Annotated in this window: 21 protein-coding genes; 4 read left to right on the top strand and 17 right to left on the bottom strand. The window is 70.2% G+C overall.

Features of this window, described 5'->3' with window-relative positions:
* Positions 1 to 111: 111 nt before the first annotated feature.
* Entirely contained in the window at positions 112 to 1,524 is a 1,413-nt protein-coding gene (locus ACMGFE_RS11110) for a UDP-N-acetyl glucosamine 2-epimerase (RefSeq protein WP_436926084.1), read from the top strand.
* Between the two features lie 229 nt (positions 1,525 to 1,753).
* Here ACMGFE_RS11110 and ACMGFE_RS11105 read toward each other — a convergent pair whose 3' ends face one another.
* On the bottom strand, positions 1,754 to 2,002 hold the full coding sequence (locus ACMGFE_RS11105; protein ID WP_436925266.1) for a glutathione S-transferase N-terminal domain-containing protein: 249 nt from the start codon (positions 2,000 to 2,002) through the stop codon (positions 1,754 to 1,756).
* A 268-nt stretch (positions 2,003 to 2,270) separates the two neighbouring features.
* Between ACMGFE_RS11105 and ACMGFE_RS11100 the strand changes: the two genes are divergently transcribed.
* Complete coding sequence (locus tag ACMGFE_RS11100) at positions 2,271 to 3,749, top strand: BGTF surface domain-containing protein (protein WP_436925265.1); 1,479 nt, start codon at positions 2,271 to 2,273, stop codon at positions 3,747 to 3,749.
* A gap of 252 nt (positions 3,750 to 4,001) precedes the next feature.
* On the opposite strand, the gene ACMGFE_RS11095 is transcribed toward ACMGFE_RS11100, so the two are convergent.
* From ACMGFE_RS11095 to ACMGFE_RS11070, 6 genes are all read right to left on the bottom strand, one after another.
* Positions 4,002 to 4,610: an ArsR/SmtB family transcription factor gene (locus ACMGFE_RS11095; protein ID WP_436925264.1), complete on the bottom strand. Its 609-nt coding sequence runs from the start codon at positions 4,608 to 4,610 to the stop codon at positions 4,002 to 4,004.
* 98 nt (positions 4,611 to 4,708) lie between these two features.
* The gene (locus ACMGFE_RS11090) at positions 4,709 to 5,989 is read right to left on the bottom strand and encodes a S8 family serine peptidase (RefSeq protein WP_436925263.1); all 1,281 of its coding nucleotides are present in this window, start codon (positions 5,987 to 5,989) and stop codon (positions 4,709 to 4,711) included.
* 83 nt (positions 5,990 to 6,072) lie between these two features.
* Positions 6,073 to 6,369 carry a hypothetical protein gene (locus ACMGFE_RS11085; RefSeq protein WP_436925262.1) on the bottom strand — a complete coding sequence of 99 codons (297 nt, stop codon included), beginning with the start codon at positions 6,367 to 6,369 and terminating at the stop codon, positions 6,073 to 6,075.
* Between the two features lie 67 nt (positions 6,370 to 6,436).
* A complete protein-coding gene (gene thrS / locus ACMGFE_RS11080; protein ID WP_436925261.1) occupies positions 6,437 to 8,428 on the bottom strand; it encodes a threonine--tRNA ligase in 1,992 nt (663 codons plus the stop codon).
* Between the two features lie 245 nt (positions 8,429 to 8,673).
* Positions 8,674 to 9,213: an orotate phosphoribosyltransferase gene (gene pyrE / locus ACMGFE_RS11075; protein ID WP_436925260.1), complete on the bottom strand. Its 540-nt coding sequence runs from the start codon at positions 9,211 to 9,213 to the stop codon at positions 8,674 to 8,676.
* Between the two features lie 197 nt (positions 9,214 to 9,410).
* Complete coding sequence (locus ACMGFE_RS11070) at positions 9,411 to 10,010, bottom strand: nitrous oxide reductase accessory protein NosL (protein WP_436925259.1); 600 nt, start codon at positions 10,008 to 10,010, stop codon at positions 9,411 to 9,413.
* Positions 10,011 to 10,211: 201 nt separating this feature from the next.
* On the opposite strand from ACMGFE_RS11070, the gene glmM reads away from it, so the two are divergent.
* Entirely contained in the window at positions 10,212 to 11,591 is a 1,380-nt protein-coding gene (gene glmM, locus ACMGFE_RS11065; RefSeq protein WP_436925258.1) for a phosphoglucosamine mutase, read from the top strand.
* 119 nt (positions 11,592 to 11,710) lie between these two features.
* Here the strand turns inward: glmM and ACMGFE_RS11060 are convergent, their stop codons facing one another.
* Entirely contained in the window at positions 11,711 to 12,142 is a 432-nt protein-coding gene (locus ACMGFE_RS11060) for a universal stress protein (RefSeq protein ID WP_436925257.1), read from the bottom strand.
* 120 nt (positions 12,143 to 12,262) lie between these two features.
* Here ACMGFE_RS11060 and ACMGFE_RS11055 point away from each other — a divergent pair, with 120 nt between their 5' ends.
* Positions 12,263 to 13,270, top strand: a complete 1,008-nt coding sequence (locus ACMGFE_RS11055) for an alcohol dehydrogenase catalytic domain-containing protein (protein ID WP_436925256.1) — start codon at positions 12,263 to 12,265, stop codon at positions 13,268 to 13,270.
* A 36-nt stretch (positions 13,271 to 13,306) separates the two neighbouring features.
* Here ACMGFE_RS11055 and ACMGFE_RS11050 read toward each other — a convergent pair whose 3' ends face one another.
* Genes ACMGFE_RS11050 through ACMGFE_RS11010 form a run of 9 tightly spaced genes read right to left on the bottom strand, consistent with a single transcriptional unit; the run spans position 13,307 to position 23,653 of the window.
* On the bottom strand, positions 13,307 to 14,482 hold the full coding sequence (locus tag ACMGFE_RS11050) for an XdhC family protein (protein ID WP_436925255.1): 1,176 nt from the start codon (positions 14,480 to 14,482) through the stop codon (positions 13,307 to 13,309).
* Positions 14,479 to 15,291, bottom strand: a complete 813-nt coding sequence (locus ACMGFE_RS11045; protein WP_436925254.1) for a Rossmann-like domain-containing protein — start codon at positions 15,289 to 15,291, stop codon at positions 14,479 to 14,481. Before ACMGFE_RS11045 ends, ACMGFE_RS11050 begins: the two co-directional genes overlap by 4 nt.
* Positions 15,288 to 16,748 (bottom strand): VWA domain-containing protein, encoded by a 1,461-nt coding sequence (locus tag ACMGFE_RS11040; RefSeq protein ID WP_436925253.1) that lies wholly within the window; start codon positions 16,746 to 16,748, stop codon positions 15,288 to 15,290. The genes ACMGFE_RS11045 and ACMGFE_RS11040 overlap by 4 nt, the downstream gene beginning before the upstream one ends.
* Positions 16,749 to 16,754: 6 nt before the next feature.
* A complete protein-coding gene (locus ACMGFE_RS11035) occupies positions 16,755 to 17,738 on the bottom strand; it encodes an AAA family ATPase (RefSeq protein WP_436925252.1) in 984 nt (327 codons plus the stop codon).
* Entirely contained in the window at positions 17,735 to 18,919 is a 1,185-nt protein-coding gene (locus ACMGFE_RS11030) for an XdhC family protein (protein ID WP_436925251.1), read from the bottom strand. The genes ACMGFE_RS11035 and ACMGFE_RS11030 overlap by 4 nt, the downstream gene beginning before the upstream one ends.
* A 57-nt stretch (positions 18,920 to 18,976) precedes the next feature.
* Positions 18,977 to 21,475 (bottom strand): aerobic carbon-monoxide dehydrogenase large subunit, encoded by a 2,499-nt coding sequence (locus ACMGFE_RS11025; protein WP_436925250.1) that lies wholly within the window; start codon positions 21,473 to 21,475, stop codon positions 18,977 to 18,979.
* Positions 21,472 to 22,176 (bottom strand): (2Fe-2S)-binding protein, encoded by a 705-nt coding sequence (locus tag ACMGFE_RS11020; RefSeq protein ID WP_436925249.1) that lies wholly within the window; start codon positions 22,174 to 22,176, stop codon positions 21,472 to 21,474. The genes ACMGFE_RS11025 and ACMGFE_RS11020 overlap by 4 nt, the downstream gene beginning before the upstream one ends.
* Positions 22,173 to 23,060, bottom strand: a complete 888-nt coding sequence (locus ACMGFE_RS11015; RefSeq protein ID WP_436925248.1) for an FAD binding domain-containing protein — start codon at positions 23,058 to 23,060, stop codon at positions 22,173 to 22,175. The genes ACMGFE_RS11020 and ACMGFE_RS11015 overlap by 4 nt, the downstream gene beginning before the upstream one ends.
* On the bottom strand, positions 23,057 to 23,653 hold the full coding sequence (locus ACMGFE_RS11010) for an SRPBCC family protein (protein WP_436925247.1): 597 nt from the start codon (positions 23,651 to 23,653) through the stop codon (positions 23,057 to 23,059). Before ACMGFE_RS11010 ends, ACMGFE_RS11015 begins: the two co-directional genes overlap by 4 nt.
* Positions 23,654 to 23,655: the final 2 nt, after the last annotated feature.

Raw genomic sequence — 23,655 nt, 5'->3', positions numbered from 1 at the left:
GAGGGCTTCTGTCGCGTGCTGTCACCGGCACTCAAAACGAGTTCACAGACACGAACGCCACCTCCCTCCGGAACTGTAAACACGCGTCCGGGCGTCGTGTCAGTCGACACAATGGACGCCGACCCGACGATCTACGACGAGCGACTCGCGGCGGAGATGGACCGCGGCGAGTTCGTGCTCGCTGTCGTCACCGCCACGAAGCCGGACTTCTACAAGCAGGCGCCGGTGGTCGCCGCCGCCCGCGAACGCGGGCTCCCCTGTTTCGTGATCCACACCGGCCAGCACTACGACGACCTGCTGGGGCACGGCCTCGAAGAGTACGACCTCGAAGACTCGATCGCAGTCGACCTGGGCATCCGGGGGGACCTGAGCGAGAAGACCGCCCAGACGATGCTCGCGGTGCGTCAACTCGCCGACCGGCTGGAGGAGTGGCCCGACACCACCGTCCTCCCGCTAGTCCACGGCGACACCCACGCCGCCGCCATCTTCCCGCAGGCGTGGCTGTTCGCCACCAACCAGCAGGTCGCGCACAACGAGGCCGGCCTCCGCGGGATGGCGCCCGACTACGACGCCGTTCCGACCGCGGGGGCGGGAACCGCCACCGACGCCGACTACCCCGACCCCGAAGCCTTCGTCGACGAGCAGTGGAACGGCGAGTGGACGGTCGACCGGACCGAGCCGTTCCCCGAGCAGTACGACACGTTCATCGGCTCTGCAGCCGCCCGCTATCACTTCGCGCCGGTCGAGCTAAATCGCGAACACCTCGAAGCAGAGGGCTACCCCCGCAGCGTCGACGGCCACGAGCGGATGCCCGTCGTCGGCAACTCCGTCGTCGACGCCATCGAGATGAAAGGGGGCCACGACGGCGAGAGCGTCTTCGACATCTACCCCGTCCTCGAAGCCCGAGACGACTGGATCCGCGTCGACATCCACCGCCGGGCGAACCTCCTGCCCGGTCGCTTCGAGGCGCTCGTCGAGGGCGTCGTCGCGCTCGTCGAGGACGGCCGCAACGTCAACTTCGTCGAACTGACCGCGACGCGGCACGCGCTCGAACGTCACGGCTACCGCGAGCGCCTGCAGCGGCTGGCCGACGAGCGCGAGAACTTCCTCTTTACCGGGCTCTGGAAGAAACATGCCCACGTCTACGAGTTCCTCGAATCCGGGCAGTGTCTGGCCGAACTGACCGACTCCGGGAGCATGCAGGAGGAACTCAACCACATCGACGAGGCGTGCTGTCTCACCGCGCGGTTCAACACCGACCGACCGGAGACCGTCTTCGAGGCGAACACGAACCTGCTCGTCCCGCCCATCTCAGGGGAGTTCGTCCGCGAGATGGTCGCCCACGCCCTCGACTCGCCCGACGTGCGCGAGCGCCTGCAGTCGGGCCCCGACCTCTACGGCGAGGCCGTGGGCGAGCGCATCGTGGACTTCCTCGCCGAGCGCCGCGACGAGGGGGTCTTCGAGTGGTCGCACGAACGCCAGGGCTTCGACGGTGTCGGCGGCGAGACCGTCGACTACCTATAGCAGACCGAGTCGCGAAAACGGCACAGAGGTGGGATTTAACTACCGTACTGCTCTTCGAGGTACTGCGACCACCTTTTTCCGCTCGGGGTCGCTCGCTCGCGGGTCACTGCGCTCCCCGCTCGCCTTCGAGGCTCTCACTCCGTTCGAGCCTCGCGCTCGCGACCCGCTCGCGCAAAAAGATGGGGCAAAAAGCCGAGCGCTCCCGTCGGTCGCGCTCGGGAGGACGACCTCAGCTCCCGTACTCTTCTTCGAGGTACTCCACGATGTCGTCGCTCTCGGGCATCCCGTCGACGCCGTTGTCGTGGTCGACGAGGACGGGGACGCCGGTCTGGCCGCTCACTTCCTCGACTTCGGTCCGTTCGCCGTGCGAGCGGGGAACCATGTGGGACTCGTAGTCCAGACCGAGCTCGTCGAGCTTCTGGATCACTTTCGCGCAGTAGGGACAGCCTTCGAGTTCGTACAGTTCGAGGTTTGCCATCACCGACGATTCGTGAGCGACGGGCAAGAGGCCAACGGTCGCGTGTATCGACCGTGCACGGGCGGTGCCGTCCGGTCGCCCCCGAATTCGCCCGCGTTCAAAGCCAGTTTGAAGCTTACGGGGGTGGTATTTGTCCGCCGACGGACCGATCGATCGCAATGGCAGCAAGACGCCACCCTGACCGGTCCCCTCCGGACCGTCGTGTCGACCGACGTATCGCTCGCAGCCGACCGCGCGACGCCCGAGCGCCCCGGCCGGGGGTGGTCGCGTGACCGCCAGGCGCCTCCTCGCCGCGCTCGTCGTCGCGACGCTGGTCACCGCGCCGCTGGCCGGCGTCGTCACCGCCGACGGCGCGGCCGCGACGCCCTCCTTCGAGGAGTCGATCTACACCGTCCACCAGGGCGAGACGGCCGAAATCACGATCAACACGACCGGCGCGGACGACACCGCACGACTCACCGTCGGCGACGCCGCCGAGACGAACTTCGAGGTCCGGGCGACGGTCACCGACGCCGACGGCGACGGCACCGTGACGGTCCGCTTCGACACGGGCGCGGTCCACGAGTCCGGGCTCGAGTCGTCCCTCACCGTCGCCGGCGACGACGCGATCGACAACCGGACCGAGGTCGCCGGTGTCGAGGAACCGCTCGACCCCGCCTCCTACGACCTCTCGCTGGGCGACCCCGACGACCCGCCATCGATCGCCTCGCTGGCGATACTGGCCGACGACGGCGCGGACGAGGGTGATGAGACGCCGAGCGACGGCACGGCGACGCCGAAGCCGACGCACGAGGGCACGACCCTCGACACGACCGACGGCGAGGTCCGCGTCGCCCCCGCGACCGAGCAGACGATCTCCGGCGAGACGACGCTGGACCCCGGGACGACCGTCTCGATCCGCGTGACCTCCGCCTCGTCGTCGTCGCCGTTCCTCATGACGGTCGAGACGACCGTCGACGACGACGGCACCTTCGCGGGCACGTTCGACTTCAGCGGGATGTCGTCCGGGACGCCGTTCGACGTGACCGTCCGCGGCGACGACAGGACCCTCGCCCGCGGTACCGGACAGGTCACGGACTGCGAGACCGACTGTCCGACGGGGACGGCGACCTCCGGCGGGGCCGACGGCGAGACCGCGACGCCCACGCCGCTCGACACCGACGAGATCCAGGTCCGTGACATCGCCCGAGTCGACCAGGGCGACGTCGCCCGGTTCCCGGTCACGTTCGGCGACGCCGACGCGCTGACGGTCACCATCGGCGACGAGGAGGCGGTCAACTACGAGACGACCGCCGTGATCCGCGACACGAACGACGACGGCCGGGCCGTCGTGGTCTTCCGGACGAACGCCACCGACGACGCCGACAGGCCCGCACTCGCGGTCGCGGAGGCCGGCGAGACCCGCCCGGCGAACGTCACGAGTGAGACGACGCTCGACTCGCCGCTCGACCCCGCACCGTACTCCGTCGACGTGTTCTCGGGGACTGATGCGGACGGCAACCCCGCGACGATCGGGACCATCGTCGTGCAAGACGCCGATAGCGACGGCGAACAGAGCGACGGAAGCGCCAGCGACAGTGGTGACGGCGAAGACGCGGCGACCGACGACCCGCCCGGCCCCGGCGATGCGACCGTCGCCGCCGAAGACGCCTCGGGCTCGTTCCTCACCGGTGTGGGCGCGCTGGCCCTCGGGGGCCTGCTCGCCTTCGGCGCCATCGCGATGTTCCTCGGCTTCGTCCGGAGCTGACCCCGCCGTCGAGAGTCACACGCCGCTCCCGCTGTTTTCGTTCCCCGACTCCCTGTTTCCCGCGTGTTCGTCGGTCGCTCTCGCACCTGTTCTTCGCGGTATCGCCGTCCGTCTCAGTTCCTCACTCACGCACTTCTCCTCGACGGATCCGCCGATGGCCGGTCTCAGAATTCGTGGCTGTTCCCGACCGGTCGGGTGACTCCGCGACTGCGTCGGCGGGTCGATAGCGGCCAGATCGTGGCCGATCGCCACCTACCAGTCGAGCGCGAGCGCGACGGCGGAGGCGACGGCGAGGCAGACGAAGAAGAAGAGGACGCCGGGCTCGACGACGTCGAAGACGAACCAGGCCAGCGAGCCGGGTTCGCCGAGGGTCGCGTTCGGGCTGGCGGGGCCGGCGCTGGCGCCGTCGATAGCGGGGCGAGCGATCCGCTCGGCGCCCCACTGGACGAGCAGCGCGGCGACCGCCAGCATGCCGATGCCGCCGACCACGTCCGTCAGCGACCGCTGGACGCGCGGGCGCATCTCGCGGTTCCCGACGATGACGAGCGGGTCGCTCGCTGGGCCGTAGACGGTCATCTCGTTGCCCTTCTCGGAGTATCGGCTGTCGATCGCCTCGACGAGGCCCGCGTCTTCGAGGTTCGAGACGTGGTAGTGGACGTTCTGGACGGAGGTGTCGATGCGGTCGGCGATCTCCGAGGCGGTGCGGGGCTGTTCGAAGAGCGCGCGGTAGACGGCCCGGCGCGTGTCAGTCGCGAGCGCGTCGAGGACGTCGTCGGTCTCCTCGCCCTCGACGTCGAGCACCCGCAACTGCTCGTCGCTCGTCGCCGTCCGGTCCTGAATGCGGTCGATGAGCCCCGACATCTGTCCGTACCCGTCGATCCACCCGCCGGTACTATAGCCCTGTCCGTAGGTTAAATCGCGCTTTGAACGCCGTCGCGGTCCCACCCTCGCCGACCCCCTCACCCGGTCGCGTTCGTCGGCCGACCGACCGCCCGCCGTGGCGCGACCAGGCCGTGCCCGGCGACGGCGTCGGTGCCGTTCGGTCCCACGTCGACGGCCGTCCGTTCGAGCAGGTGCTCGACCCGCTCGGGCGCGAGCCCGGGGCGAGCGTCGAGGACCAGCGCGGCGGCGCCACCGACGTAGGGGGTGGCCGCCGACGAGCCGACCAGGGGCTCGTCGTACCCCCTTATTTCGTGTCGAGCGGGCGCGACCAGGTCGACGCCGAGGCGGCCGTCGAGCGTCGGCCCGCGGGAGCTGAACGGCTCGATACCGTCGTCTGCGAGGTCGTAGGCGCCGACGCCGACCACGCCCCTGCCGGTCGCGGGCGCGGCCAGGCTCCCCTCCGGCTTCGCCTGCTGGAAGCGATGGGTCGGCGAGGCGAGACGGAGGTGCGCGCCGGTCGCGTTCTCGGGGCCGCGGACGGCGACGTAGTAGGTCCCGCCTTCCAGCCGGGCGTTGATCCGCGCGTTCGGTACGTCGTCTCCCCCGTAGGGCTGCGAGCGGGCGACGAGTCGCGACTCGTTGCCAGCGGCGCGGTACAGTTCCGCGGTGTAGGTCTCGTTCTCGTGGGCGCGGTCCCAGGAGAGCCAGATCTGCGTCCGACTGCCGCGGCCGGCGACGTAGTTGCGCGTCGTCTCGCCGAAGCGGAGCGTGCCGTTCGCCACGTCGTCGTAGCGGCCGTGCCAGTGCCCGCGGGCGAGGTTCCCGGTCGGCGCGACGAAGACGACGCCCTGGCGGCGCGCCCACTCGCCCAGTCGGGCGACGGCCGCGCTCCCGTCGCCGGGCGTCCCGTAGAACGACACCGGCGTGACGATGACGTCCACGTCGGCCGTGACGAGCCAGGTCACGGCGCGCCGGAAGTCACGCGTCTCGTCGAAGGTGGCGAGGTACAGGTCTGCGCCGGGGGCCGTCCGCGAGAGCACGGCCGCCGTCGCGGTGCCGTGGCGGTTGCGGCCGCCGTTGGACACCGTGGTCCCGTCGCCGAACGCGCGTGCCTCGACGACCCGGTCGGCGAACGTCGGGTGGTCGGTGTCGAAGCCGGTGACGCCGACGACGCCGACGGTGACGTTCTCGCCGGTGATCCCGGCGGCGTGGAGGCTCCTGAGGTCTGTGTCGGTCGGTCGGGGCGCCTGGTCGGCGGCCGGTGCGCCGGGCACCGTCAGCGCGAGGCCGCCGATGGCGGCCGTCAAGCAGAGGAGGGCGGCCGCCACGACCCCGAGCGCTCGCGTACGGGCGGTCATGCGGGGGACTGTCCGACGGTCCGAGCGCCGCGGCAAAAACGATACCGGAGTCCGACCGGGGGAACCACCGTCGTTTCCGGCTCTCACTCGGTCTGCGGCCGATCGCCGGTTGTCCCATCGTCGCCCGTCTCCGGCCGGTCCGCGGGCGTCGACCCCTCGCCCGTCTCCGGCCGGTCGATCTGGAGCACCGAGAGGACGAGATACCCTGCCGCGCCGACCACGAGCGTCCCAGGGACCAGTACGGACAGGACGGGGTGTAACTGGTAGCCGTAGGCTTCCGCTTGCATGAACCGGTCGAACTGTATCACGAGGACGGAGAGGGGGATCAGGACCAACGCGACGCAGCGACGGACCGTCCGCTGGAGGGCGTCGTCTGCCATGGACGGTGCGTGCGAAGCGGCGAGTGAAAAGCGGTCGGGTCGCGGGGTCGAACCGGCGTCAGCCGCGTTATTCGTCGAGGAAGTCCGGTTCGAGACGCTTCTCGGCGCGCTCGGCGCGCAGGTGCTCGCGGAAGTCGTCGGGGTCGACGTCGCGGGCCTCGCGCTCGGCGCGGTCGCGGACCGAGACGGTTCCCGATTCTTCCTCGTCGGGACCGACGATCAGCATGTAGGGGACGTTCTCGTCGTGGGCGCGGCGGATCTTCCGCTGGAGCGTGTCGTCGCCGTCGGCGACCGACACGCGGAAGCCGTCGTCGTCGAAGTCGTTCTTGAGGCGGTGGGCGTAGCCCAGCACGTCCTCGTTGAGCGGGAGGACGCGGACCTGTTCGGGCGCGAGCCACAGGGGGAACCGGCCGGCGAAGTGCTCGATCATGACGCCCATGAACCGCTCGAACGTCCCGAGGAGGGCGCGGTGGATCATGACCGGCGTGTGTTCCTCGTTGTCCTCGCCGACGTAGTTCAGGTCGAAGCGCTCGGGCTGGACGAAGTCGAGCTGGACCGTGCCGACGGTCCACTCGCGGCCGATGGCGTCCTCGGCGTCGGCGGCGATCTTCGGCCCGTAGAAGGCGCCCTCGCCGGGTTCGACCTCGTAGCCCTCGCCGAGCGAGTCGAGCGAACTGCGGAGGTCGTCCTCGGCGCGCTCCCAGAGGGCGTCGTCGCCGAAGGAGTCGTCGGGCTGGGTCTCCAGCTTGAAGGTGACGTCGAGGCCGAAATCGTCGAGCACCTCGTCGATGACCTCCAGCGTGCGGGTGACCTCGCCCTGGATCTGGTCGCGGCTGACGAACGCGTGGCCGTCGTCCTGGGTGAACCCGCGGACCCGGAGCATCCCGGAGAGCTCGCCCGAGCGCTCGTTGCGGTAGCAGGTCCCGAACTCGGAGTAGCGCTTCGGGAGCTCGCGATACGAGCGGCGCTGGCGCTGGTAGAGGTGGACGTGGTTGGCGCAGTTCATCGGCTTCAGGCCGTACTCGTCGCCCTCGTCGTCGTCGGTGCGGGCGCTGGCCTGCTCCCAGTGGAACATCTCGTCCTCCTCGCAGAAGTGCTCGTAGTGGCCCGAGGTCTTCCACAGGTCCGTCTTGTTCAGTTCCGGCGTCCAGACCTCCTCGTAGCCGAGTTCGTCGTTCTTCTCGCGGATGTAGTCCTCCAGTTCGCGGCGAATGGCCATCCCGTCGGGGTGGAAGTGGACACAGCCAGGGGAGTGCTCGGGGATGGAGAACAGGTCCATCTCGCGGCCGATGCGGCGGTGGTCGCGACGCTCGGCCTCCTGCTTGCGCTCCCAGTAGTCTTCGAGGTCAGACTCGGACTCGAAGGCGGTGCCGTAGACGCGGGTGAGCCGCGCCTCGTCCTCGTCGCCGCGCCAGTTGGTGGCGGCGATCTCCCGGAGGTCGACGGCGCCGATCTGTCCCGTCGAGGCGACGTGCGGGCCGGCACAGAGGTCGGAGAACTCGCCCTGGCTGTAGAACGACACCGTCTCGATGTCGGCGGCGGCGCCGCGCTCGCCGGCGGCCAGGTCCGCGAGGATCTCCTCCTTGTATGGGTCGCCGGCGACCCGCTCGCGGGCCTCCTCGATGGTGACCTCTTCGCGTTCGATGTCGAGGTCGTCCGCGACGATGGACTCCATCTCGGCGACCAGGTCGTCGAGGTCGCCCTCGTCGATGTCGACGCCGTCGAAGTCGTAGTAAAAGCCCTCCTCGGTGGGCGGACCGGTGGCGAGCTCGGCGTCGGGGTAGTGACGCAGGACGGCCTGGGCGAGGACGTGGGCCGCCGAGTGGCGCAGCACCTGCAGGTACTCGTCGGCCGAGGGGGTGACGATCTCGATGGTCGCGCCGTCGTAGACGGGGTCGGCCTTGTCGACGAGTTCGCCGTCGAGGACGCCCGCGACCGTGTCGTCGCCGAGCCCGGGGCCGATCTCGTAAGCCACACCCTCGACTGTGGTGCCCGACGGAACGTCGAGCGTGTTTCCATCGGGCAGTTCGACCGTTACTGAGGATTCCTGTCGTGACATGTCATCGACCTCCGGATCGCCACGCGTCGCTTGCCAGCCGATTGCGAGCGTGAGAACGTGGAGGTGACTGGTTATGGGGCGCGAGGCCCGCGTGTAAAGCAGTCACCTGCCATCTTGAACTCCGCTAACGCGCAATCGGATAAAAGGGTTGTGACGTGCGACGACCGTCGAACTGGCCTGGGAGAGAATGACAGGCTCGATACCGGCCGATCCGGAGTCTCCCCCGGCGGGCGGGACCGCACCGCTCAGACGTCCGCGTCCTCGGGCGCGTCGGCGAGCAGGTCGTCGGCGGTCAGCAGCGAATCCAGTTCGAGGTCGTGGTCGGCGAGGTTCTCGGCGGCGCCCTCCTGGCGGTCGACGACGACGATGACCCGGTCGACGACCGCGCCAGCGTCGCGGAGCGCCTCGGCGGCGTCGACGGCGCTCTGGCCGGTCGTCGCGATGTCTTCGAGGACGACGACCTCCTCGCCTTCGGCGAGTTCGCCCTCGACGAGGTTGGCGGTGCCGTACTCCTTTTTCTGTTTACGGACGATGACGTAGGGGTTGCCCGACTCGACGCTGGCGGCGGCGACGAGCGGGACGGCGCCGAGGGCGACGCCGGCGAGCTTCGTGTCGCCGACCCGCTCTGCGAACGCTGCTGCGATCAGTTCGAGGCAGTGCGGGTCGGTCTCGAAGAGGTACTTGTCGACGTAGTAGTTCGAGGTGCCGCCGTGGGAGAGTTCGAACTCGCCGAACTTGACGGCCTCGGCGTCGCGGAGCGCGTCGATGAGTCCCTGCTTGTCCATACGCAGCCTTTGATCCTATGTGGTTTATGTACTCCGAAGAACGCGGTCGCGCCCCGCTCACATTTCGCGGGTCTCCAGCGGCGGTTCTGCCGCGGAAACCGCCGGTGTCCGGAACGGCCGTCCGGGCCGCCGTCGACCGGGCCGTCTCGGTGGTCCGTCTGTTCCTGACGGGCGGCCACCCCGGCCGGGGACCGACCTCATCGGTAGTCGGAGATGAACTCGGGGTCGACGTCGTCGTACTCGACCGATCGACCGCCGTACTCGTTCGTGAACTGGTCGACGTCGGCCTCGTCCGAGAACGGGATCAGCTCTTTCCCCATCCCGCCGACGACTTCCGACCCGGCGACGTACTGGAGGGTCCGCGCCGGGGCGAACGTCTCCGGGTCCGTGTGTGAACTGATGAAGACCTTCCTCCCGCGCGTTTCCATCTCGTAGTCGGCTTGCGAGTAGTCCGTCACGTACACCGCGACGGCGGTCCACCCCCGCCGTTCCCGCTCGAAGAGGTAGGGGAACAACCCCGACACGAGCGTGTGAAACCACGCCGGGTTGTCGTGACCGTCCGGCGAGTTCTCCTCGTAGAAGATCTGCCCGTTCGGACCGCTGTGTTCCCCGATGACCATCCCTCCCTCGTCGTCCCGTTTGCCACCGGAAAGATCGACAGGAGTCGGGGTTTCTGCCGGGCGCTCGGCTCCGGCCGTACTCCCGCTTCCGTCTCCCAGACATCCCACCAGCGATGCGCTGAGCCCGGTTCCGATAACGGTCAGTGCGCGGCGTCTGGTGACGGGGGCGTCTCTCATGCGTGGACGTATCGGTTCGGTCCGCAAAACGGGGCCGTGCGTTCTCAGATGGCGAGAACGTCGCGTCTCGTTCCCGGGGCTCGGACCGCCCGGACCGGTCACAGCCGACTGTATCGACCGCTGTCTGCGTCACGCATCGTTCGGACGGCAGGGCCGCACACTCCGGAACCACTATGCGGCCAGACCGCCGAGTACCCCCCAATGAGGGTCTTCGGGTCGAGCGGCGTGCGCGGGGTGGTCAACGACGACCTCACCCCCGAGTACGCCACGGACGTGGCACAGGCGGCCGGTTCCGTCTGGGGAGGAGACGGCGACGTCGACCGCGTAGCCATCGCGCGCGACACGCGTGCGACCGGCGCCATGCTGGTCGACGCCGTCGCCAGCGGCCTCGCCAGCGTCGGGCTCGACGTCGACCGCCTGGGCGTCCTCGCCACGCCCGGCCTGCAGGCCTACGCCGAGCGCGAGGGGGTGCCCGGCGTGATGGTCACCGCCTCGCACAACCCGCCGGAGTACAACGGCATCAAACTCGTCGGCGCCGACGGGGTCGAGCTCCCCCGCGAGCGCCTCGAAGCCATCGAACGTCGCCTGCTCGACGAGTCCGTCGAGCGCGTCCCCTGGCACGAGACCGGCGACAGCCGCCGCGTCGACGGCGTCCGCCGCGCGTACCTCGACGACCTCCTCGGCGCCGTCGACCGCGAGGCCGTCGCCGCCGCGGACCTGACCGTCGCCGTCGACCCCGGCCACGGCGCGGGCTCGCTCACGAGCCCCGACTTCTTCCGCCGCCTCGGCTGCTCGGTCAAGACCATCCACGCCCAGCCGGACGGGCACTTCCCCGGTCGCGACCCCGAACCCGTCGACGACAACCTCGGTGACCTCAAGCGGTTCGTCCGCGCGACGAACGCCGACCTGGGGGTCGCCCACGACGGCGACGCCGATCGCGCCATCTTCGTCGACGAGCGCGGCGAGTACGTCGAGGGGAGCGCCACCCTCGCCGCGCTCGCCGCCGCGGCCATCGGCGAGGGGGACACCGTCGTCTCCGCCGTCAACGCCTCCCAGCGACTGGTCGACGTGGCCGACGAGGCCGGCGCGGACCTCACGCTGACGCCCATCGGGAGCACCTACATCGTCTCGCGCATTCGCGACCTGCAGGCCACCGGCGAGCACGTCCCAATCGCCGGGGAGGGCAACGGCGGCATCCTCTTCCCGGACTACCGGATCGCCCGCGACGGCGCCTACACCGCCGCGCGATTCTGCGAGCTACTCGCTCACCGGGACGAGCCCGCCAGCGAGGTGATCGCCCGCTACGACGACTACATGAACGTCCGCCGGGACGTCGAGTACGACGACGACCACCAGCGCCAGGCGATGCTCGACGCCATCGAGCGGACGGCCCGCGAGTCCATCGCGGACCTCGACACCACCGACGGGTACCGCCTCGACTACGGCGACGGCTGGGTGCTCGCCCGCCCCTCGGGCACCGAACCGGTCGTCCGCATCTACGCCGAGGCCCGCACCGCCGACCGCGCCGACGACCTCGCCGACCAGCTCTACGGCGCCCTCTCCGGGATCCGGGTCGATTGAGAACGGTCCCCAAACCCCCTTCGTTTCAGGTGGAACGACTCGGTTGACACGTTTCGCCGTCCGTCCGCGCTTGGGGTTGACTCCGTTCGTCACCGAACGACGACCACGCCAGACGCCTCTTACCGAACGACGGTCACGGTGACGGGGGCTTCGCCGACGACGGTGGTCGCGACGGTCCCGAGGAGTCGCCGGCCGAGGTCGGATCGATCGCCGCCGTGGCCACCCATCACGACGTGGTCGACGTCGCGTTCGTCGACGGCGTCCAGGATCGTCTCGGCGGGGTCGCCGGTCTCGACCACCGTCTCGACGCGCCGGTCGGCTTCGGCGGCGCGCTCGCGGGCTCGTTCGACCAGTCGCTCCGCTCGTTCGCGGGCCTCGGCCTCGCGCTCGTCGTCGGGTTCGAGGACGCCGCCCTCGCTCATCGAGGCGTCGAGCGGCGTCACGACGTTGAGGACGGTGACCCGACAGTCGAAGGTCTCCAGCGCGTGGGCGAGCGCGTCGTCGGCGAGCGGCGACCCGTCCAGCGGGACGAGCACGTGCGAGGGTGCCATACCGGACAATGCGGACGGAGTCTCAAGTAACCACGGCGAACGCGAGCCCCGGGTCGCGAGACCGACACGGTCTCGCCGCCGACGCCGCACTCTTGGCCGTCGGCCCCGAACCCACCGGTCATGCGCGCCGCAGCCTTCACCGAACTCGTCGGACCCGACGGCGTGGACGTGATCGACCGACCCGACCCGGAACCCGGCCCCGGAGATGCGGTCGTCGACGTCGACGCGTGCGCGATCAACCGCCACGACCTGTGGATCCTGGAGGGCGACTCCGCGATGGTCGACGCCGACGACCTGCCCTTCGTCACCGGCCTCGACGTGGCCGGCAGGGTCAGGGAGACGGGACCGGACGTCTCCGGCCTCGAAGCGGGCGACCGGGTGGTCCTCTGCCCGAACGAGACCTGCGGGACCTGCCGGTTCTGCCGCGAGGGGCCGGAGAACGTGTGCGAGCACTTCTCGCTGTACCACGGCGGGCTCGCCGAACGGGCGCGGGTGACGGCCGATCGGCTCGTTCCGCTGCCCGACGGGGTGGACGCGACTACCGCCGCCGCGCTCCCGACGGCGTACGTGACCGCCTACCGGATGCTCCAGCGCGCGGACGTGGAAACCGGCGACACCGTCTTCGTCCCCGGCGCCACGGGCGGCGTCGGCGTCGCGACCGTCCAGCTCTGTGACGTCCTCGGCCTGGAGAGCGTGGGTACCTCGCGCTCGGCGGCGAAACTCGACCGCGTCCGCGAGGTCGGGCTGGACCGGGGGATCGAATCGGCGGACGTCGAGGCGATCCGCGAGTCCGTCGACGAGCCCGTCGACGCCGTGATCAACCACCTCGGCGGCGAGTACACGGAACTCGGGCAGTCAGTGTTGCGTCGCGGCGGGACGATGGTCGTCTGCGGGCGAACCGCCGGTGACGTCTCGGAGTTCGAAGTGGCTGATCTCTTCCTCCAGCACAAGCACATCGTCGGCTCGACGATGGGAACCCAGCCCGACCTGGAGCGACTCGTCGAGTTCGTCGCCGACGGTGCGTTCGAACCGGTGGTCGACACGACGTATCCGCTCGCCGAGACCGGGGAGGCATTCGCGGCGATGCGAGACCGGGAGACCGTCGGGAAGCTCGTGATTACCCCGTAGGAGAGAAACGCGTCGAGAGCGACGACGGCTGTCGGCTCACTGCACCGGCGCGTCGGCGTCCGACTCGACGTCGACGCGCTCGTGGATCGGTCCCTCGCGGGCCTGGAGGTGGCCCGGCGTCCGGCCGTTCGAGACGGCGAGCGCCTCCGCGACGATGCTGTGGGCGATCTGGTACGGTGACCCGCCGCCCACATCGAGCCCCGCGGGCGTGTACAGCGACGACAGCGTCTCCTCGTCGAAGGTTCGCCCCTCCTCCGCGAAGGCCTCCTGCATCTCCTCGAACCGCTCGCGCGGCCCCATCAGGCCGACGTAGGGGACCCCGGCGTCGAGCAACGATTCGACCGTCAGGCGGTCGTCGACGAAGTTGTGCGTCATGACGACCGCGTGCGTGCGGTCGTCGAGGGCGAGGTCCTCGGCGACGCGGGCGGGCGAGGTGGTCACTGTCCGGTCGGCCGCCGGGAACCGGTCCCCGAGGTCGACGGCGCCGCGGAACCCGACGACGGTCACGCGGAAGTCGTTCTTCGCCGCGAGTTCCGTGACCGGTCCCACGTCGTGACCGGTGCCGAAGACGACCAGTTCCGTCGGCGCGGCGAGGCCGTCCACGAACACGTCGAGCTCGGTCGATCCGTGCCCGACGGTGAGCGCGGCCGCGCGCCCGCGCTCGGCGAGTTCGCCCGCGGGGCCGGACAGCGCCTCGGTCGGCCACGCCGCGCTGTCGCTGCCCGCCGGCGCGTCGAACGCCCCGCTGTCCGGGTAGTAGTACGCGCGGTCGCCCTGTTCGAACCCCGAGTCGCCGCCGTCGAGGACGGTGACGACGGCCACGTCGCGACCGTCGAAGAAGGCCTCGACGGCCGGTCGAGAGGCGTCGGTCAGGGGTTCGAGCAGGACCTCGATGACGCCGTTACAGCCGACGCCGAGGCCCCACACGTCGTCTTCGTCGTCTTCCATCAGGTCGTAGGTGACCAGTTCGGGACGACCGGTCTCGCGGACGCGCTCGCCGACGCGGACCAGTTCGTCTTCGAGACAGCCGGCGGTGATGGCGCCGACGCCCGCCCCGCCCTCGTCGAGGAGCATCTTCGCACCGGGTCGCCGGTAGGCGTTCCCGTCGACGTCGACGACGGTGGCGAGCACGTCGGTCCCGTCGGCGTCGAGTCGGTCGCGGATGCGCTGTACTACTTCCGTCTCGGGAACACTCCAGTTGTCCTGTGTCATGTGTCGGTCACCTCGGTGTCGCCGGTCGCGTCGAGGCGGACGCCCGGCGGTCGTTCGACGGCGGCGTAGACCTTCTCGACTCCCGCGTCGTGCAGGTCCGTCCCGCAGGCACCGCGCTGCACCGCGTCGCGGACCCGCGCCACGTCTCTCACCGCCGCGCCCGCGACGACGTCGACTCCCGCGTCGAACAGCGGGCCGGGGAGAAACGACGCGGTCGCGCCGACCACGGCGACGGTCGCAGCGGCGGGCGCCGCGTCGAGGTAGCGGTCGACGCCGCCGTAGACGAACGCCGACCCGGTCACGAAGACGACCTCGGCGTTGGCCAGCGCCGCGTCGGCCTCGTCCGGCACGAACGTCCGCACGTCGACGCCGTCCGGGGCCGCCACGTCGTCGACTGATTCGCGCTCGACCACGGAGACGGTGACGCCGTCGAACTTCCGGAACGCGGGCGCGAACAGCCCGACGGTCGCGATCCGTTCGACGTCGTCGTCGAGCAGCGCCATCGGGTCGCCGGGCCGCCAGTCCACGAGCGGGGCCGACAGCGCGTTCGCCGTCGCGATGCCGAGCGCGCGGCCGGGTCTGGCGGCCGCGGTGGTCGACCCGTCGGCCGCCGTCAGCAGCGACTCGACTGTCGGCCCCTCCGTCGCCGGCGGCGGGCCCGCGGGACGGTGTGCGAGGCCGGCGGTCGTCCCGTCCGGGCCTGCCAGCTCGACGAGCAGCACCTCCTCTCCCACGGTGACGCGGTCGAGGGTCGAGGCGCTCGCCCGCTCTCGGAGTCGCGCGACGACTCGCGACAGCACGTCGGTCACTCCGGCTCACCTCCGCGTTCGGCGTCGAATCGACGCGGATCGTGTTCGTAGCCGACCCGACCGTCGAGCCCGCGTCGCTCGATCTGGCGCGCAGCCTCCGCGAGGTCGGCCGGTTCGGCGAATCCGAACAGCGAGTCGAGATACGGCCGGGCCGTCGACATGCCGCGCGACCGGGGCTCGAACGACGGCGAGACGGCCAGCGGGTTGAGCCAGACCAGGGCGCCGGCGCGCTTCGACAGCCACGTGATGCCGTCGGCCAGCGTCTCCCCGTCGCCGACGTCGAGTCCGTCGCTGACGACCACGACGACACTCCGGCGGTCGACGGCGTGTGGGTGCTCGCGACGGAGCGCGGTGAACGCCGCCCCGATCTGCGTTCCGCCGCCCCACTCGACCTCGGCCTCGCGGAGCGCCGCGGCCGGGTCGCCGTCCGCCCGGTCGAACTGCTCGGTCACGTCGACCAGGTCGGTGTCGAACAGGAAGACGCGGGCCCGCCGAGCGCTCGCGTGCAGTCGCTCGGCGAACGCGAGCAGGACGCTCCGGTCGACGGTGTCGAGGACGGACCCGCTCACGTCGACGAGCAGACAGCACCTGAGTTCGGACGCGACCGGCTCCGACCGGGGGAGGTCGATGGGCGCGCCGCCGGTCGCCAGACTCGACCGCAACGTCCGTCTGGCGTCGATCCGGTCGCCGGCGGTCGAGTCCCGTCGCCGCCGCCCGGGCAGGGTCGCCAGCGCGTCGACGAAGCGGTCGACCGCCGCGGTCTCGGTGCTCGACAGCCCAGCGGCGTCGACGTCGACCAGTTCGCGCCCGCCGACCGCGCTGTACCGGCGCGCGGCGCCCTCATCGGTCTCGGTCGCTCGCTCGCCTGTAGCGTGGCGGCGGTCGGTCGGGATCCGCACCTCGACGTCGCCGTCGCCCGACCCGGTCCCGTCCGGCGGCTCCGCGGCTTCGAGCACGCCCGGCTCGTCGGTGACGGAGTCGTCGGTGTCGGCCGGGCGTCCGTTCTCTCCGTCGCCGTCGCTCTCGTCGTCGCCGGGACTCGGGCCACCGTGTTCGGTCGCGATGCGGTCCAGTCCCGACCGGAGGCGGTGCCAGAACGTCGGGAACGCCTCGTCGAAAGCGTCGCGGTCGGTCGCGTCCGAGAGCAGCGTCGCGCGCAGCGCGTCGGCGGCCCGTTCCTCGTCGCCGAGGCCGACGACGGCGAGCGCACGCGCGCCGTCGAGCGACGCGCTCGGCGGGACGTGGACGCCCTCCTCGCGGAGTCGCGCCGCGAAGCGGAGGAGTTCGATCAGGACGTGTCGCCGCGCGGCGCGGAAGTCCGGAACGCCCTCACCGGCCGAGGCGTCGTCGAGTCCGCCGTCGGGTTCGACGTCCGGTCGGCTGTCAGTCTCGCCCACGGAGACGCCGTCGCCGCTCCCGTTCGCGGACGGTCCGTCGGCGTTCCCGGATCCGGTCATCGCTGGTTACGCTTCGAGTCGTTCGTCGGCGGCCGCGGCGGCCGCCCGCAGTTGTTCGAGCAGTTCGGTGTCCACCCGGTCGATGTCCTCGGCCTCCTTGAGGAGACAGCCGATCGTCCGCTCGATCTCGTCGGTCGAGAGCGGGCGGTCCGCGTCCTCCCGGCGGAGCTGCGCGACCGCCCGCGCCCAGTCGAGCGTCTCGGCGACGCCGGGGCGCTTGAGGAACGCCTCCTCGCGCAACCGGTCGACGACCGCACACACTTCCGCGGCCACGGCGGCGTCCAGTTCCGGCACCTTCCGCTGGACGATGTCGAACTCGTTCTCGAAGGAGGGCGGCTCGACGTGGAGGTACAGACACCGCCGTTTCAGCGCGTCGGAGAGCCCCCGCGTGCGGTTGGAGGTGAGCACGACGACCGGCGGCTGGTCGGCGCCGACGGTGCCGTACTCGGGGATCGACACCTGGAAGTCCGAGAGCAGTTCGAGCAGGAACGCCTCGAACTCCTCGTCGGCGCGGTCGATCTCGTCGACGAGCAGGACCGGCGGCGTGTCGCCGTCGGCGGTCAGCGCCCGCAACAGCGGCCGTTCGAGGAGGAACTCCTCGTCGAAGACGGAGCGGTCGCGGTCTCCCCGACCGGTCTGGTCGGGCTGATCGATCCGGTCGGGCGCCGACCCACTCGCGACGCTGCCCTCGTCGCCCTGCACCGCGAGCAACTGCTTTGTGTAGTTCCACTCGTAGAGCGCGTTCTCGGCGGTCAGCCCCTCGTAGCACTGCAGCCGGATGAGGTCGGTGTCGAACGCCGTCGCGAGGACCTTCCCGAGTTCGGTCTTCCCGCTGCCGGGGGGTCCCTCGACGAGCAACGGTCGGCCGAGCGTGAGCGCGAGGTGGACCGTCGTGACCGTCCGGTCGTCGGCGACGTAGTCCGCCGCCGCGAACCGCTCGTCGAGGTCCGACTCGGTCAGCGAGTCGAACGTCGCGGGGCCCGCGGTCATGGCGGCGCCGTCTCCCCGTCGTTCAGGTACGACGCCGGGTCGCTCTCGAAGGAGTCGGCACACCCCTCACAGCAGAAGTGGTAGGTGCGGCCGTCGTGTTCGACCGTCGCGGCCGCGGTCTCGGGGTCGACGGCCATCCCGCAGACGGGATCCGTCGCGAGGTCGTCGACCGCGTCCGGGTCTCCGGTTCCGTGGTCGTGATCCTCGTGGTCGTGACTGCCGTGGTTCTCGTGGTCGTGGTTGTCCTGACCCTCGTGGTCGCGATCCGCGTGAACGTCCTCGTCCTCGTCGTCGGCCGTCGTCTCGGACTCGGCTGCCGGTGCTCTGCGGCCACCGGTCCCGGCGGCAGTCCGGGCGTCGACGACCTCGGCGAGGATGCTCACGGCGATCTCCGCCGGTGTGTGGGCCGCGATGTCGACGCCGGCGGGGTTGGTCACGGCCGCCCGGACCGTCTCCGGGTCCGTATCGAGCAGCGCGGCGGCCCGCTCCGTCACCTCGTCGCTCCTGGCGTCGCTCGCGACGAGTCCGACGTACTCCGCGTCCGCGTCGAGGCCGGCCGCGACCCCGCGGGCGTCGTACTGCCCCATCGACGCGACGACGACCAGCGGCGACGGGCCGACGGCGTCGGCCACCGTCGCTGGGTCGGTCGCCGTCACCGTCTCGTCGGCCGGGAGGTCGTCGGCTCCCTCTGGGTCGACGACGGTCACGTCGACGGCGAGTTCGGTCGCCAGTCGGGTCAGCGACCGGGCGATCGGCGAGTTCCCGACGACGACGAGCTCCGGCGTCGGGTCGACCGGTTCGACGAACAGTTCGAGGACGCCCTCGCTGTGACAGCGCATCGGGAACGCCTCCAGGCCCGACCGGTCGACCGTGTCGGGGTCGGGGGCGATGCCGATCAGTCGGGGTTCGCCGGCCTCGATGGCGGCCGTCGCCTGGTCGACGGCCGTCGTCTGCGCGCAGGCGGCGCCGCCGATCCACCCGTGGAGTTCGCCGTCGGTGGTCACGACGGCGCGGTCGCCCACGTTCGCCGAGACCGGCGGCTCCCGGCGGACGACGGTCACTCGCGCGTAGGCCTCGCCTCGGTCGGTGAGTTCCCGTTCCAGTTCGGAGACGTCGCCGTCGGTGGCGTCTCGGCGCACCGGCTCGTCGCTTCCTCCGTCGTCTGTCTCGTTCCGTGTCATCTCGTGTGGTGAACTCCGTGGTGGCGCCCCGCGGCCGGGGTCGCCGGCGTCGTCCGTTCAGTCGTCGGCCGGTCCTTCGCTCCCCGCGTCGTCGAACTCGAACTCGACGTTCTGGCTCGGGTCGACCGCGAGGTCGGCCTCGTCGAGCGACTCCCAGACGGTGTCCGGCGTCATCGGCATATCGACGTGGGAGATCCCGCCGTGGGACATCGCGTCGACGACGGCGTTGACGATGGCCGGCGGCGACCCGACGGTCGGCGACTCGCCGACGCCCTTGGCCCCGATCGGGTGGTGGGGCGACGGCGTGACGGTGTGTCCCGTGTCGAAGTTGGGGATCTCGTTGGCCGTCGGCAGCAGGTAGTTCATGAAGTCGCCGCCGGTGACGTTCCCGTTGTCGTCGTAGGTGACGTGCTCCATCATCGCGGTGCCGATCCCCTGGGCGAGCCCGCCGTGGATCTGCCCCTCGATGATCATCGGGTTGATGCGGTTGCCGCAGTCGTCGACCGCGACGAACTTCTCGAAGTCGACCTCGCCGGTCTCCCGGTCGACCTCCACGACCACGACGTACGAGCCGAAGGGATACGTCATCTCCGGCGGGTCGTAGTAGTTCGTCGCCTCCAGCCCGGGCTCCTCGTCCCCGGGGTGATTCATGTAGGCGCCCGCGGCGATCTCCGTGATGGTGATCGAGCGGTCCGGCGCGCCGGCGACGTGGAACTCGCCGGATTCGCGGTCCCACTCGATGTCTTCTTTAGCCGCTTCCAGTTCGTTGGCGGCGATGGACTTGGCCTTGTCGCGGACCTTCCGGGCGGCGACGGCGGCTGCGGCGCCCGCGACCGGCGTCGACCGCGAGCCGTAGGTCCCCAGCCCGTAGGGTTCGGTGTCGGTGTCGCCGTGTTCGACGACGATGTCGTCGACGTCCATGCCCAGCTCCTCCGCGACGATCTGCGCGAAGGTGGTCTCGTGACCCTGGCCCTGCGTCTGGACGCCGACCCGCAACACGGCGTTGCCGGTCGGGTTCACGCGCAGGTCCGCGGAGTCGAACATCTCGATGCCGGCGATGTCACACTGCTTGCCGGGGCCGGCACCGACGACCTCGGTGAACGAGGAGATGCCGATGCCGACGAGCTCGTCGGCGTCTTCCTCGATGCGGCGCTGTTGCTCCTCGCGGTAGTGCTCGTAGTCGGCCATCTCCAGGGCCTTGTCCAGGGCCGTCTCGTAGTCCCCGGAGTCGTAGTTCCACCCCGTCGCGCTCTCGTAGGGGAACGCGTCGGAGGGGATGAAGTTCTTCCGCCGGATCTCGGCCGGGTCCACGTCGAGTTCGTCCGCAAGCACCTTCACCAGCCGCTCGATGAGGTAGACCGCCTCCGTGACGCGGAACGAACACCGGTAGGCGATGCCGCCGGGGGCGGTGTTCGTGTAGGCCGCCGTCAGCGAGCCGTAGGCGGCCTCGATGTCGTAGGACCCGGTGAAGATGTTGAAGAAGCCGGCGGGGAACTTCGAGGGCTGGGCCGCCGCGTTGTACGCGCCGTGGTTGGCGAGCACGTCGACCTTCACGCCCTCGATCACGCCGTCCTCCGTGGCGGCGAGTTCGCCGGTCATGTCGTAGTCGCGGGCGAACCCGGTCGTCTGGATGTTCTCCGAACGCTCCTCGACCCACTTCACCGGCCGTTCGAGCACGTACGACGCCGCGGCGGCGACGACGTAGCCCGGGTAGATCGGGACCTTGTTGCCGAACCCACCGCCCACGTCGGGGCTGACGATCCGGACCTTGTGTTCGGGGATGCCCGACACCTGCGAGAACAGCGTCCGGTGGGCGTGGGGCGCCTGCGAGGTCATGTGGACCGTCATCTTGTCGTCGCCGGGGTCCCAGTCGGCGACCGCGCCACAGGTCTCGATCGGCGCGGGGTGGAGCCGCTGGTAGAGCATGTCCTCCTCGACGGTGACCGCGGCTTCGTCGAAGACCTGATTCGTTGCTTCCTCGTCGCCGGTCTCCCAGTCGAAGATGTGGTTGTCCTCCTGGTCGTCGAGTTCGTCGCGGATCAGCGGCGCGTCCTCGTCCAGCGCCTCCTCGGCGTCGACGACCGGATCGAGTACGTCGTACTCGACCTCGACCTTCTCGGCGCCGTCCTTGGCGGCGTAGCGGTCCTCGGCGATGACCGCGGCGACCTCCTGGGACTGGAACTTCACCTTGTCGTTGACGAGCACGTCCTGGGTGTCGTCCATCAGCGTCGGCATCGTCGCCAGGTCGTACTCCAGCAGGTCGTCGGCGGTCAGTACCGCGACGACGCCGTCGAGCGCCATCGCGCGCGATCCGTCGATGTCCTCGATGCGGGCGTGAGCGTGGGGGCTCCGGACGATCTCGCAGTGGAGCATCCCCGGTTTCTTGATGTCGTCGACGTAGTTGCCCCGGCCGGTGATGAACCGCTTGTCCTCCTTCCGGGTGACTTCCTCGCCCATGCCGCCGCGGCCGTGGCCGCAGTGTTTCTCCGGTTGCGGACCGTCGTCGTCCGGGTGCTGGAACTCCCGCTCGGTCGTCTCCTCGGAGTCGCTGCTCATGAGTCGTCACCCCCGGTGGTGTCGAACTGGGGATCCGCGCCCTCGACGTGGGCGGCGTCGGTCGACGGTCCGCCACAGCAGTTCTCGACGCCGCAGTCGAACTCGGCGGGGGCGTCGACGTCGGCCTCTGCGTCGGCATCCTCACCGTCGAGGTCGGTGTCGCCGTCGAACCGCTCGGCCGCGGTGACGGTGCCGCCGTCGGCGGCGGCGGGCTGTCCCTCGAGTTCCTCGGCGGCGTACTCGATCGAGCGGACGATGTTCTGGTAGCCGGTGCACCGACAGAGGTTGCCGCTGATGGCCTCCCGGATCTCGTCCTCTTCGGGGTCCGGGTTCTCGTCCAGCAGCGCCTTCCCCGACATGATCATCCCGGGCGTGCAGTAGCCACACTGGAGGCCGTGTTCCTCGCGGAACCCCTCCTGGAGCGGGTGGAGTTCGCCGCCCGCTTCGGGCAGGTCCTCCATCCCCTCGACGGTCGTGATCTCGCTGCCGTCGGCCTGGACCGCGAAGGTCAGGCACGACTTGATCGGTTCGCCGTCTTTCAGGACTGTGCAGGCCCCGCAGTTGCCGGTGTCACAGCCGATGTGGGTGCCAGTCAGGTCCAGCTCCTCGCGGATGGCGTGGACCAGCAGGCGCCGCGGTTCGACCTCGATGGTGTGCGCTGTGCCGTTGACGGTCAGCGTGATCGCTCGTTCGTCAGTCACGGTGTGACCCTCCGTTTGACGACCCCGGCGCGCTCGGCGGCGTCACCGAGCGCGCGCTGGGTCAGTACGTCGACCATGCGCTCCTTGTAGGCGGCATCGCCGTGTTCGTCCGATTCCGGGTTCGACTGTTCGGCCGCCAGCTCGCCGGCGCGCTCGAACAGGTCGGCGCTCGGCCGCTCGCCTTCGACGTGGTCCTCGGCGTCCGAGGCCCGCGCGTTCGTGATGTCGACGGCGGTCAGGCCGATGCCGGCCTCCTCGACGACGCCGTCGTCGTCGAGGATCAGCCGGGCGGCGACGCCCGCCATCGCGTAGTCGCCGGTCTTGCGCTTGAGCTTGTGGTAGGCGCTGCCCTCGCGGTCGGCCGGCGTCGGGACCCGCGCCTCGGTGATGAGTTCGTTCTCGCCGAGGGAGGTGTCGTAGGGCAGGAGGAACAGCTCGTCGGCGGGGATCACTCGTTCGCCGTCGGGGCCCTCCGCGACGACTGCCCCGTCGTGGGCGATGAGGACGCTGCCCCAGTCGCCCTTGGGGTCGGCCTGCGCGACGGAGCCGACGACGGTCCCGCGGTTGCGGATCTGCGGGTCCGCGACCAGCGGGGCCGCGTCCGCGAAGCTCCCGTACTTCTCGGCTACCACGTCGGCGTCCTCCACGTCGGCGTGACGGGCGAGCGCGCCCATCTTGAGGTAGCCGTCTTCCTCGTGGAGGTAGTCGAGCTCGTCGATACGATTGATGTCGACGACGGTGTCGGGGCGGGCGAGTCTGAACCGGAGCATCGGGACGAGACTCTGGCCGCCGGCGAGGATCGTGGACTCGTCGAGGCTCTCGATCAGGCTCACGGCCTCGTTGACCGTCGTCGGTTCGTGGTGTTCGAACGGTGCGGCTTTCATAGCATGCTACGGAGTTTGTCGGTGACGCCGCTGTTGGTCTCCGCGTCGACGTCGGTCATCTGCTGCTCGATGCTGCTGAAGAAGTTGTTCACGATCTTGTCGGCGACGGGGTCGATGACTCGCGACCCGAGCTGGGCGATGCGGCCCGAGATGTCGGCCTCGGTCCACCACTCGATCTTGGCGCCATCGCCGTCCTCCAGTTCGTGGATCCGCATCCCGGAGGTCATGCTGAACGTGCTGGACGAGGCGTCGCCGCCGCCCGAGGCGGTCATCTCGAAGGTCTCGTCGTCGCGTTCGTCGATAGTGACCGTCGTCTCGAAGCGCGGTTTCACGCTCCCGACGCCGACCTGCATCAGCGCCGCGTACTTCTGCCCCGCGACGAACGCCCGGTCGGCGACCGTGTCCGGGTCTGCCTCCGGAAGCATCTCGACGTCTTCCTCGGGCTCGTACTCGTCGAAGTTGAAGTCGTCGTCCATCGGGGTGATGTACCGACACCCCTTCAGCGAGTCCCGGACCGCCATCGGGTCCGACAGCACGATCCACGCTTTCTCCGGCGGGACCTCCGCTAACTCGAACTCTCCGTCAAATTCCATCG

It is taken from the genome of Halosimplex amylolyticum (assembly GCF_051414035.1).
GTDB lineage: Archaea > Halobacteriota > Halobacteria > Halobacteriales > Haloarculaceae > Halosimplex > Halosimplex amylolyticum.
The sequence above is the reverse complement of the archived record's forward strand: the minus strand, read 5'-3'. Positions and strand labels throughout refer to the sequence as shown.

Coding starts and splice junctions, on each gene's coding strand:
- ACMGFE_RS11070 (WP_436925259.1), bottom strand. CDS start 10,010: ATGAGAGACGCCCCCGTCACCAGACGCCGCGCACTGACCGTTATCGGA.
- ACMGFE_RS11040 (WP_436925253.1), bottom strand. CDS start 16,748: ATGACCGGATCCGGGAACGCCGACGGACCGTCCGCGAACGGGAGCGGC.
- ACMGFE_RS11095 (WP_436925264.1), bottom strand. CDS start 4,610: ATGTCGGGGCTCATCGACCGCATTCAGGACCGGACGGCGACGAGCGAC.
- glmM (WP_436925258.1), top strand. CDS start 10,212: ATGAGGGTCTTCGGGTCGAGCGGCGTGCGCGGGGTGGTCAACGACGAC.
- pyrE (WP_436925260.1), bottom strand. CDS start 9,213: ATGGACAAGCAGGGACTCATCGACGCGCTCCGCGACGCCGAGGCCGTC.
- ACMGFE_RS11085 (WP_436925262.1), bottom strand. CDS start 6,369: ATGGCAGACGACGCCCTCCAGCGGACGGTCCGTCGCTGCGTCGCGTTG.
- ACMGFE_RS11015 (WP_436925248.1), bottom strand. CDS start 23,060: ATGAAAGCCGCACCGTTCGAACACCACGAACCGACGACGGTCAACGAG.
- ACMGFE_RS11025 (WP_436925250.1), bottom strand. CDS start 21,475: ATGAGCAGCGACTCCGAGGAGACGACCGAGCGGGAGTTCCAGCACCCG.
- thrS (WP_436925261.1), bottom strand. CDS start 8,428: ATGTCACGACAGGAATCCTCAGTAACGGTCGAACTGCCCGATGGAAAC.
- ACMGFE_RS11010 (WP_436925247.1), bottom strand. CDS start 23,653: ATGGAATTTGACGGAGAGTTCGAGTTAGCGGAGGTCCCGCCGGAGAAA.
- ACMGFE_RS11090 (WP_436925263.1), bottom strand. CDS start 5,989: ATGACCGCCCGTACGCGAGCGCTCGGGGTCGTGGCGGCCGCCCTCCTC.
- ACMGFE_RS11060 (WP_436925257.1), bottom strand. CDS start 12,142: ATGGCACCCTCGCACGTGCTCGTCCCGCTGGACGGGTCGCCGCTCGCC.
- ACMGFE_RS11105 (WP_436925266.1), bottom strand. CDS start 2,002: ATGGCAAACCTCGAACTGTACGAACTCGAAGGCTGTCCCTACTGCGCG.
- ACMGFE_RS11035 (WP_436925252.1), bottom strand. CDS start 17,738: ATGACCGCGGGCCCCGCGACGTTCGACTCGCTGACCGAGTCGGACCTC.
- ACMGFE_RS11055 (WP_436925256.1), top strand. CDS start 12,263: ATGCGCGCCGCAGCCTTCACCGAACTCGTCGGACCCGACGGCGTGGAC.
- ACMGFE_RS11110 (WP_436926084.1), top strand. CDS start 112: ATGGACGCCGACCCGACGATCTACGACGAGCGACTCGCGGCGGAGATG.
- ACMGFE_RS11050 (WP_436925255.1), bottom strand. CDS start 14,482: ATGACACAGGACAACTGGAGTGTTCCCGAGACGGAAGTAGTACAGCGC.
- ACMGFE_RS11030 (WP_436925251.1), bottom strand. CDS start 18,919: ATGACACGGAACGAGACAGACGACGGAGGAAGCGACGAGCCGGTGCGC.